11 protein-coding genes are annotated in these 8,041 nt (G+C 75.6%); 4 read left to right on the top strand and 7 right to left on the bottom strand.

The window, feature by feature from the left end; genetic code table 11:
* Nucleotides 1-26: 26 nt before the first annotated feature.
* A complete protein-coding gene (locus tag HF519_RS28470; protein WP_169416070.1) occupies nucleotides 27-539 on the top strand; it encodes a universal stress protein in 513 nt (170 codons plus the stop codon).
* A gap of 36 nt (nucleotides 540-575) precedes the next feature.
* Here HF519_RS28470 and HF519_RS28465 read toward each other — a convergent pair whose 3' ends face one another.
* The 4 genes from HF519_RS28465 to HF519_RS28450 form a co-directional block, all read right to left on the bottom strand.
* A complete protein-coding gene (locus HF519_RS28465; RefSeq protein ID WP_169416069.1) occupies nucleotides 576-1,349 on the bottom strand; it encodes a DUF2267 domain-containing protein in 774 nt (257 codons plus the stop codon).
* Nucleotides 1,350-1,439: 90 nt separating this feature from the next.
* Entirely contained in the window at nucleotides 1,440-2,207 is a 768-nt protein-coding gene (locus HF519_RS28460) for a hypothetical protein (protein ID WP_169416068.1), read from the bottom strand.
* Complete coding sequence (locus HF519_RS28455) at nucleotides 2,204-2,620, bottom strand: hypothetical protein (RefSeq protein ID WP_169416067.1); 417 nt, start codon at nucleotides 2,618-2,620, stop codon at nucleotides 2,204-2,206. The genes HF519_RS28460 and HF519_RS28455 overlap by 4 nt, the downstream gene beginning before the upstream one ends.
* A 186-nt stretch (nucleotides 2,621-2,806) precedes the next feature.
* Complete coding sequence (locus HF519_RS28450; RefSeq protein ID WP_169416066.1) at nucleotides 2,807-3,346, bottom strand: CBS domain-containing protein; 540 nt, start codon at nucleotides 3,344-3,346, stop codon at nucleotides 2,807-2,809.
* A 205-nt stretch (nucleotides 3,347-3,551) separates the two neighbouring features.
* On the opposite strand from HF519_RS28450, the gene HF519_RS28445 reads away from it, so the two are divergent.
* The 3 genes from HF519_RS28445 (at nucleotide 3,552) to HF519_RS28435 (ending at nucleotide 5,999) form a co-directional block, all read left to right on the top strand.
* Nucleotides 3,552-4,355: a nitroreductase family protein gene (locus HF519_RS28445; protein WP_169416065.1), complete on the top strand. Its 804-nt coding sequence runs from the start codon at nucleotides 3,552-3,554 to the stop codon at nucleotides 4,353-4,355.
* 135 nt (nucleotides 4,356-4,490) lie between these two features.
* A complete protein-coding gene (locus HF519_RS28440; protein ID WP_169416064.1) occupies nucleotides 4,491-5,390 on the top strand; it encodes a universal stress protein in 900 nt (299 codons plus the stop codon).
* Nucleotides 5,391-5,411: 21 nt separating this feature from the next.
* Nucleotides 5,412-5,999 (top strand): Rv1733c family protein, encoded by a 588-nt coding sequence (locus HF519_RS28435; RefSeq protein WP_169416063.1) that lies wholly within the window; start codon nucleotides 5,412-5,414, stop codon nucleotides 5,997-5,999.
* A 45-nt stretch (nucleotides 6,000-6,044) separates the two neighbouring features.
* Here the strand turns inward: HF519_RS28435 and HF519_RS28430 are convergent, their stop codons facing one another.
* From HF519_RS28430 to HF519_RS28420, 3 genes are all read right to left on the bottom strand, one after another.
* A complete protein-coding gene (locus HF519_RS28430; RefSeq protein WP_169416062.1) occupies nucleotides 6,045-7,001 on the bottom strand; it encodes an Acg family FMN-binding oxidoreductase in 957 nt (318 codons plus the stop codon).
* Nucleotides 7,002-7,214: 213 nt separating this feature from the next.
* A complete protein-coding gene (locus HF519_RS30715; protein WP_211170712.1) occupies nucleotides 7,215-7,487 on the bottom strand; it encodes a hypothetical protein in 273 nt (90 codons plus the stop codon).
* 122 nt (nucleotides 7,488-7,609) lie between these two features.
* Complete coding sequence (locus HF519_RS28420; protein WP_169416061.1) at nucleotides 7,610-7,879, bottom strand: DUF1876 domain-containing protein; 270 nt, start codon at nucleotides 7,877-7,879, stop codon at nucleotides 7,610-7,612.
* Nucleotides 7,880-8,041: the final 162 nt, after the last annotated feature.

Here is an 8,041-nt window from a genome sequence, read left to right as displayed (position 1 = left end):
GCCCGCGGGCGGCGTAGCGTCGGGGCATGCTCCGTGGCCCCGTCCTGGTCGCCTTCGACGGCACGCCCGCGTCCCGGCGCGCCCTGCACGAATCCGCCCTCGTGCTGGCGCCCCGGCCGGCCGTCGTGGTCGTCGTCTGGGAGGCGGGCCGGGCGTTCGACCTGGCCGACATCCCGAGCCGCGCCATCGAGCCCGGGTTGGCACCGATCGACCTGCGTACCGCCGTCGAGCTCGACCAGGCCCTGTACGAGCAGGCCCGGCGGCTGGCGGAGCAGGGCGTGGCGCTCGCCCGCAAGGACGGGCTGGACGCCACCGGGCGGGTGGTCGCCGACGACCGGACGGTCCCGGACACCCTGGTCGAGGTGGCGTCGGAACTCGACGCGCAGACGCTGGTCCTCGGCGCGCACGGCCACGGGGCGCTGAGCGAGCTGCTGCTCGGCAGCACCTCCCGCGCCGTGCTCAGGAAGGCGCCCTGCCCGGTGATGATCGTGCGCGACAAGGACCACCGGGGCCACGGCGACCGCACGCGCAGCGGCTGACCCGGGGCCGCGGCCCCGAGCCGGGACCACCGAACCTCAGGGGTAGCAGAGCTCCTCGATGTAGACGCGCGGCAGCTCCGAGGCGATGTCGTGGAACTCCTTGGGCCGCACCGCGTCGCGCACCGTGGACAGCACGGCCCGGGCGTGCGTCCGGGCGACGTCGAGCGACACGCCCTCGCGGTCGGCGATGCGTTGCAAGAAGTCCTCGAGCGACATCTTCGTGGCCAGGCCCCCGGTGGCCTCGTCGCCGCGCTGCAGCGGTTCGCCCAGCTCGGGGGGCAGCTCGTGGCGCAGGTCCCGCACCTCGCCACCGGCGAGCCGCTCGCCGAGCAGTTCCAGGACCGTCCTGCTGATGCGCTTGGCGGTCTCCAGGTCGACGTCGGCCCGGTCGGCGACGCGGCTGAGGAACTCCTCGAACGGCCACGGGGGAGGTGGGCGCCGGGCCGGGCCGAGCAGCGAGTCGTAGTCCTTGGGCAGCTCCGCGACCAGGTCGTCGAGGACGTCGGCGGGCACGGCCCGGCTCAGCCCGTGGAACACGGCGCGGGCATGCCGCGCGGCCTCGGCGGCGTCGACCTCCTCGCGCTCGGCGACCCGGCGCACGAACTCGGTGGCGTCGAACGTCTCCCGCGGGTGCTTCGGGGAGAACCAGGCCTTCATCGGCTCGGGCACGTGCTTGGTGACGTTGGCCAGCGGCCCCTCGTGCGCCCGGTGTGCGAGCGTGACGACCACGGCGCGCGTCGCGCGCTCGGCGCCCTCGCGGTCGGTGTCCGCCTCGCGCGCGACGATCGCGAGGTACCGGTCGTAGTCCATGGCTACCCACCCGGGGAGTCGGATCCTGCACGGCTTCCGCGCCGGGTGACCGTCAGGGCCCGGGTCAAACCTCCGCGTGCGCAGGACGCCTCACCGGGCCATCACCTCCCGCGCGGCCCGGCGTTCGGCCTCCCGCTTCACCAGCGGCAGGCTCAGGTACCGGATCAGCACGATCCCGGCCGACATCGGCACCCAGTAGCGGCGGAACCGCCGCCGGGCCACCGGATCGGTCGCGGCGACCCGGGTCCGGGTGACGAACATCGACTCGCCGGGCCCGATCGGCTCGGCCCCGACCGTCCAGGCGATCTTGACGTACCCGGGCTCGCTGAACGTGGCGAAGTCCTCCGGGGCCAGCGCGTGGAACCGCACCTGCCGGTGCCACGGTTGCGTGTAGCAGCCGACCACGATCTCCCGCCCGGGCGCCTCGGTGAGCACGCCCCACCCGAGCGCCAGGGCCTCGTCCACCAGTCCTCGGTACCTCCCCGCCCCCGTCCCCCCGCCGCCCGGTTCCTGCTGAGCGGCACTTCCGGCCACGAGGTGTGAACGGACGTGCCGTTCGTGAGGACGGTGCAGGGCGAGCGGGAGCGCCCGCAGGCGGAAGATCAGCTCGATGAGCGGGGACGCCGTCAGATCCATCTCGCGCGCAGCGGTGTAGGTGACCGCGGCGGGCGCCCGGACCCGCACCCGGTGGTACTCGTCGACATCCGGGTCGGGCAGGAACCGGTCGAGCAGCGGGTCGGCCGGGTGCCGCTGTGGGCGGATGTGACCGTAGCGGGCCCAGCGCGCGGTCGCGTACCCGCCGACGGTCAGCGCGCACGCCCCCGCGATCCCGGCCGCGCGGCGGGCACGGCCGTTCACCGGCCGGGCTCCTGCGGTGGCGGGTACAGGCCGATGCCGAGCGGGCGGTCCGCTCCCGGGGCCAGCAGCGCGAGCCCGAGCAGCAGCAACGTCCCCACCCAGTGCACCCCGATGTTCGCCGCCACGTTCGGGACCAGGGGGATCGTCGACACCGCGATCCACCACATCACGGTCACGACGGCGCCCGTGACCGCGCCGGTGACCGCCGTCCGGCGCCACCAGGTCAGGCCCCGGTGCACGGCCCAACCGGTGGCGGTGTCCGCCAGCACGGTGATCGTGACCAGCACCTCGATCACCGGCCAGACCATCCCGGGCGGTCGCTCCGCGGTGCCGAGGAACGCGGGGGTGAACCACACGAAGCTCGTGCCGAACAGGAACAGCGCGAGCCCGATGGCGAGCCTGGTGCGGTGCATGACGATCTCCTCGGCGTGCCCCGGCCGCCCGGGGGCTCCCGGTTCAGGTTCCTCGGTGACGCCGGCGACGGGACAGGACCGAAAGGCCTCTGCCGATGGGATCCGGTCGACGGCCCCTCGACGGGGTGATCGTTGAGGCCCGGTCGGGCGGGCTCGCGGTGCGGCAGTGCCGGCTCGAGGACCGGGTCACGGCTCCTGCGCGGCACCTCGGTCCACCGGCTCCGCACCACGCATGCGTTCTCGCCCGGTGGCGTCGGGGCGGTCTTCGCCCTCGTCGGCCTCCGCAGCCGCTGCCGACTCGGCCAGCGACCGGATCAGGTCGGAGGCGGTGACGATGCCCTGCAAGCGTCCCTGGCGGGCGACCAGCACCGCATCGGCCCCGCTCGCGTGCATCCTGCGGGCCACCCCCGACCGGCGCGACCGGATCTCCACGCACTCGGCCGGTCGGCAGAGCTCACCCACGAGCATCGCGGCGGCGGCCCCCGATGGGCCTGGCCACCCCGCCATGCAGCGCACCACGTCGGCCTCGGTGAGGACCCCGAGGCAGCGCTGCCCGTCGATCACCGGCAGGTGCTGGACGCCGGCCTCGGCCATCAGCCGCAGCGCCGTCGCCAGCGGGGCGGCCGGCACGATCGCCACCAACCGCCGTGTCATCACCGCGCTCACCGGCGGGTCGTCGCCGATGCTCTCCGGCGCTGCCGCGGGTCGGGTCGGAGGGGTCGACATGGCGCTCCTCGACGAGCTCAGGTGAACGGACCGGTTCGTCGCCGGCCACTGTCAGGCTGCGCGGCGCCCCTCGATCACGGCAGGGCCGCTCGGCCCGGCCACGGCGACCGGAGGTCCCCATCTCCCGAGGTGGTTGCCGGACGGCCGCAGGCCACGGGACCTTCGGCACTCCCCGGCCGGTGGCCGCATTTCGCAGACTCGCGGAATGACGGTTGGACGCGCGGCTCCGCACGATCGACTCGATCCCCTCGTCGCCGACGGCCTCGGCCCGGCCGAGATCCTGGCGGCGGCCGTTCCGTCGCGGCGCATCGGACTGCCCTGGCGGCTGCGCTGGATCGACCGCGGCTTCGAGCTGCGGGCCAACCGCAAGGCGCTGCCCGAGGACGACCCGGGAGTGCGTGAGCTGCGCATCGTGTCGGGGGCGGCGTTGCTGGACATGCGCCTCGCCGTCTCCGTGCAGGGCCGCAGGCCGGTCACGAGCCTGGTCCCCGACCCCGCCCAGCCCGGGCTTCTCGCCGTGCTGCGCATCGGCGAGCGGGCGCACCCCACACCGGAGGAGCTCGCACTGCACGAGACCGTCCCGCAGCGGCCGGCACCCGGGCAGCCACGCCACCGGCGGCCGGTGCCGGTGGCGTTGCTGCGCCGGGCCGCCGAGATCGAGGGCGTATGGCTGCGCCGGGTCCCCGCCGTGGGTGACCGGCTACTGCCCCGGCATGCCGCCGTGCACCCGGCCGACGCGGATCCGGGTCCCGTGGCCGTGACGATCGGTGGCTTCGACGACCGGCCCGTGACCCAGCTGCAGGCCGGACAGGCGATGCGGCGGGTCGAGCTGACGGCCGCCGCCCTCGGTCTCACCGCCGCCGGCCTCGCGGTGCCGGTCGAGGACCCCGAGGTACGCCGCACGCTCACCGGCCTGGTCGGACCCGGGCTGTACCCGCAGGTCGTGCTGCGGGTGGGTGCCGGGGACCCGGTGGATACCCGGCCCGTCCCCGTGGGGTCGGCGGTATGACGATCACCGTGGCGCCACCCCGGTGCACGCCTGCATCACCGGGCCGAAGGACCCGCCCGCCACGGGCCGGGCGCCGCTGCCGCGCGGCGGAGCGCACTGGGAGCGTCGTCGCGAACGATCGAGGAGGAGCAGGTCATGAGGTCCGACGAGTCCGGCCGCCCGGTGGTGGTGGGCGTCGACGGATCGGAGTCCTCGAAGGAGGCCGTTCGCTGGGCGGCGCAGGAGGCCGCACGGCGCCGGGTGCCGTTACGGCTGGTCAACGCGTTCGGCTGGATGGCCACCGGGCACATTGGTGATCCCGGCCTCGGCGCGGACCACCGGGCCGTACTGCTCGACGCCGCCCGCCGAGAGGTGGCCACGGCCGCGGCGGCGGCCCGGCTGAGCGCTCGCGATCCGGCCGTCGACGAACAGGTGCTGACCGGCTATCCGATCCCGGTGCTGGCCGCCGAGTCGGCCGGTGCCGGGCTGGTCGTCCTCGGCGACCGCGGCCTCGGTGGCTTCACCGGGCTCCTGGTCGGCTCGGTGGCCGTCGCGCTGGCCGCGCGGGCGGCCTGCCCGGTCGTCGTGGTTCGAGGGGGCGACGGCGGAACGCCCCGGTCGGAGGGGCCTGTGGTCGTCGGCATCGACGGCCACCCCGTCAGCGAGGCCGCGCTCGCGTTCGCGTACGAGGCCGCGGACGCGCGGCGGGTACCGCTGATCGCGGTGCATGCCTGGCACGACCTCATGGTCGAGCCGACCATGGCCCCGCTGCTGGACTGGCCTGTCATCGAGGCCGACGAGCGGCTGCAGCTGGCCGAACGACTGGCCGGGTGGGGTGAGAAGTTCCCGGATGTCGCCGTGCAGCGGAGAGTGATCCGGGACCGGCCCGCCCGCGCGCTGGTGGAGGCGTCGCGTCACGCGCAGCTGGTCGTCGTCGGATCGCGGGGCCGGGGCGGAATCGCCGGGATGGTGCTGGGCTCGGTGAGCCAGGCACTGCTGCACCACGCGAAGTGCCCGGTCGCGGTCGTCCGGCCCGACACCGGCGACGGCACGTGATGGATCCGGGAGGTGACTGCGATGCGCGCCGACCCCGACCGCCTGCACCCGCCTGCCGGGGGTCGGATGCCCCGCCGGCGCACCGACCGGCTCGAGGACGTCCTGGCGTGGCTCGCCGCCTCGCTCGTACTGCTCACGCTGGTGGCCGCCATCGTGGCCGGATCCACCGTGCTCAGCCGCGAGCTGGATCGCGCCGAGCGGGAGCGCGGGGAGCGCACCCCGGTGCGGGCGGTGCTGCTCGAGGAGTCCCCGATGCTCCCCGTGGCCGAGGGCAGCGTGGTACTGCCCCCGGCCCGGGTGCCCGCGAAGTGGACCGGGACCGACGGCGCCGAGCGCACCGGGCTGGTCACGGTGCATGGCATGCTGCGCGCCGGTACGCCGGTCCGCGTCTGGGTCGACCCGAGCGGTGCCCTCGTCGGCCCGCCGGCGTCCGCGGCCTCCGCGTCGATCGTGGCGATCGTCGCGGGCGCCGCGATCCTCGGGGCCGGGTGGGGACTGCTGGCGGGTGTGTGGATCGGTCTCCGGCGGTGGATCGAGGCCCACAACGCCGTCTGCTGGGCCCGTGAGTGGGACCGGGTCGGGCCGGAGTGGACCCGGCGTTTCCGCTGAGGTTCCGTCCGCCCGCCCGGGCCCGTGTCAGCGTGGTCGGGGCGGTCAGTTCGGCAGGTAGGTGAGCACCTCGTCCACCGGCCGGCGCGCGGTCGGCGGCGGTGGCGCGCAGCCGGTCGGGGCCCACCCGATGCGCAGCAGCAGCTGCGGACACAGGGCGCCGCCGAGGACCTCGTCGCGGACCAGTACCCGGGTGCCGCTGATCTCCAGCGGCCGGCTCAGCGGGCTGGTCGCCAGGCCGAGTTCGGTGGCGTGCAACAGTACGGCGCTGGCGGCCTCGCCGGCCCGCAGCCGCCACAGCGCGCTGTCGGCGGCGGTGCCCAGCGCATACAACCGGGCGCCGTCCTCGCTGTCGTCCTCCCCCCGGACCGCCGACGGCGCCAGCGTGCCGGTGCCGGTCCGGCGCATCGTCGGGCCGCCGGGGCCGCCCCGGTCGGCGGACATGTTCGCCGGGACTTCCTCGGCGGCCTGGGAGACACGTTCCGGCAGGCGCGCCGCGGCCCGGATCGCCGCGACGAGCCGGGCCCGTACGTCGGCGTCGACGACGGGACGCAGCGCGGCGCCCTGGTCTGCCGCACGCAGCACGAGGTCGCGTTCGAACCCCTCGGGGACCGGCCAGGCGGTGAACCGCCGGTGATCGGTGCGCCGGACCTTGATGGCCCCGGCCAGCCCCAGGTCCGCGCTGGGCGAGTGCCTCGAGTAGAGCTCGAGCGCGGCCAGGTGGTCGGGCCGGGTGGGGTCGGGCAGCCGGTGCACCACGGCGGTCACGCCGATCGCCGCGAGCACCACCCGGACGTGGTGCAGCACTGCGCCGCAGCTCAGCACCATGTCGCGGCCCTCCGGGTCCCGGGCGGGAAGCTCCCGGGCCCGGTCGGCGTCGAGCTGGAGCGTCCGGCCACCGAACCGCCAGCTCCACGGCTGACTGTTGTCCGCCGACGGCGCCCGGCCCGCCAGCTCCAGCGCCGCCCGCAGGGTCCCGAGGCTGATCCGTTCACCGATCATCGACGTGCCTCTCGTCCGAGCCGCGACCGGGCGCCGGACCGATGCGGCCCGGGCCGGCGATTCCCCGATCGATCCGGAGGCCGGATCGACCCACCGCCCCCGGCCACGCGCCGGGCCCGGGCCGTCGTCGCCGGGACGATCGGCAGGGCTCCTGACCGGGGCATCACGCGCGGGCGTCCCCGGACCGCACGGCGCGCGCGTCCGGGCACCCGCTCACCACAGTTCACCGAGATCGTGCGGGTGGTCCGGATATGAGGGCCGGCCGGAGGCCGTCACGCTCGCACGCTCGGGGGCCGGAGCGGCCGGACGGGGAGTCGGCAGCTCCTCGGGGGGCTCCCCGCAGCCGGTGGCGTACGGTGCCGCGTGCACGATCCGCGGCGGCAGGCCGCGCACCCGTGCCTCGGCGGCCGCCCGGAGCCCGAGCCGGGTCCCGTCCACCCCCACCACCACGGCTGACGGGTCCTGCTCGCGCTGCCGCTCGTCCACGCTCACAGCGTGAGGCGCAGCCGGGGGCCCCGGCAGGGCCGGTCGTCCTGCCCCGGCGGGCCCTGGGGCCTCTCGCCGTCCGTCTCGGTCCGGCCGGCGGACGCGGGTACGTCCGGGCGCGCCTACAGGTGAAGGTGAGCGGGCTTCATGGTGACGTGCTCGATGTCATCGGCGGCCGCGTTCAGCAGCCGGTGACTGAGCTCGGCCAGGGCCCGTGCGGTGGCCAGTTCGTCGCCGATCTCCGGAACGTCCTGGTCGTCCGGACTCAGCCGGGCCGTCCCGACACCCACCATCCGGTCGTTCTCGCGGGTGTGCAACCGCGCGACGGACCGGGTGCGCCCGTCGTGCTCGTCGATGTCGACGATGACGGTCCAGCGTTTGGCATCGCGCATGATCGCCTCCTGGGGCTCGATGATGCGGGTCAGCCTCGCCGCCGCGGAAGTGCGTGTAGGGGTCCGGCCGGCCGAACACCTCCACCCACTCGGGCGGGATCAGGACCCGGTTGTCCTCGACGGCGAGTTCGGGCAGGCCGAGCGCGTCCGGGCGGCCGTAGG

Source organism: Pseudonocardia bannensis (genome assembly GCF_012911875.1).
Classification (GTDB): Bacteria; Actinomycetota; Actinomycetes; order Mycobacteriales; family Pseudonocardiaceae; genus Pseudonocardia; species Pseudonocardia bannensis.
This window is presented reverse-complemented; position numbering and strand designations above follow the sequence as displayed.

Excerpts from the sequence above, each read along its gene's own strand:
- HF519_RS28470 (WP_169416070.1), top strand. The coding sequence starts at position 27 with ATGCTCCGTGGCCCCGTCCTGGTCGCCTTCGACGGCACGCCCGCGTCC.
- HF519_RS28465 (WP_169416069.1), bottom strand. The coding sequence starts at position 1,349 with ATGGACTACGACCGGTACCTCGCGATCGTCGCGCGCGAGGCGGACACC.
- HF519_RS28455 (WP_169416067.1), bottom strand. The coding sequence starts at position 2,620 with ATGCACCGCACCAGGCTCGCCATCGGGCTCGCGCTGTTCCTGTTCGGC.
- HF519_RS28450 (WP_169416066.1), bottom strand. The coding sequence starts at position 3,346 with ATGTCGACCCCTCCGACCCGACCCGCGGCAGCGCCGGAGAGCATCGGC.
- HF519_RS28445 (WP_169416065.1), top strand. The coding sequence starts at position 3,552 with ATGACGGTTGGACGCGCGGCTCCGCACGATCGACTCGATCCCCTCGTC.
- HF519_RS28440 (WP_169416064.1), top strand. The coding sequence starts at position 4,491 with ATGAGGTCCGACGAGTCCGGCCGCCCGGTGGTGGTGGGCGTCGACGGA.
- HF519_RS28435 (WP_169416063.1), top strand. The coding sequence starts at position 5,412 with ATGCGCGCCGACCCCGACCGCCTGCACCCGCCTGCCGGGGGTCGGATG.
- HF519_RS28430 (WP_169416062.1), bottom strand. The coding sequence starts at position 7,001 with ATGATCGGTGAACGGATCAGCCTCGGGACCCTGCGGGCGGCGCTGGAG.
- HF519_RS28420 (WP_169416061.1), bottom strand. The coding sequence starts at position 7,879 with ATGCGCGATGCCAAACGCTGGACCGTCATCGTCGACATCGACGAGCAC.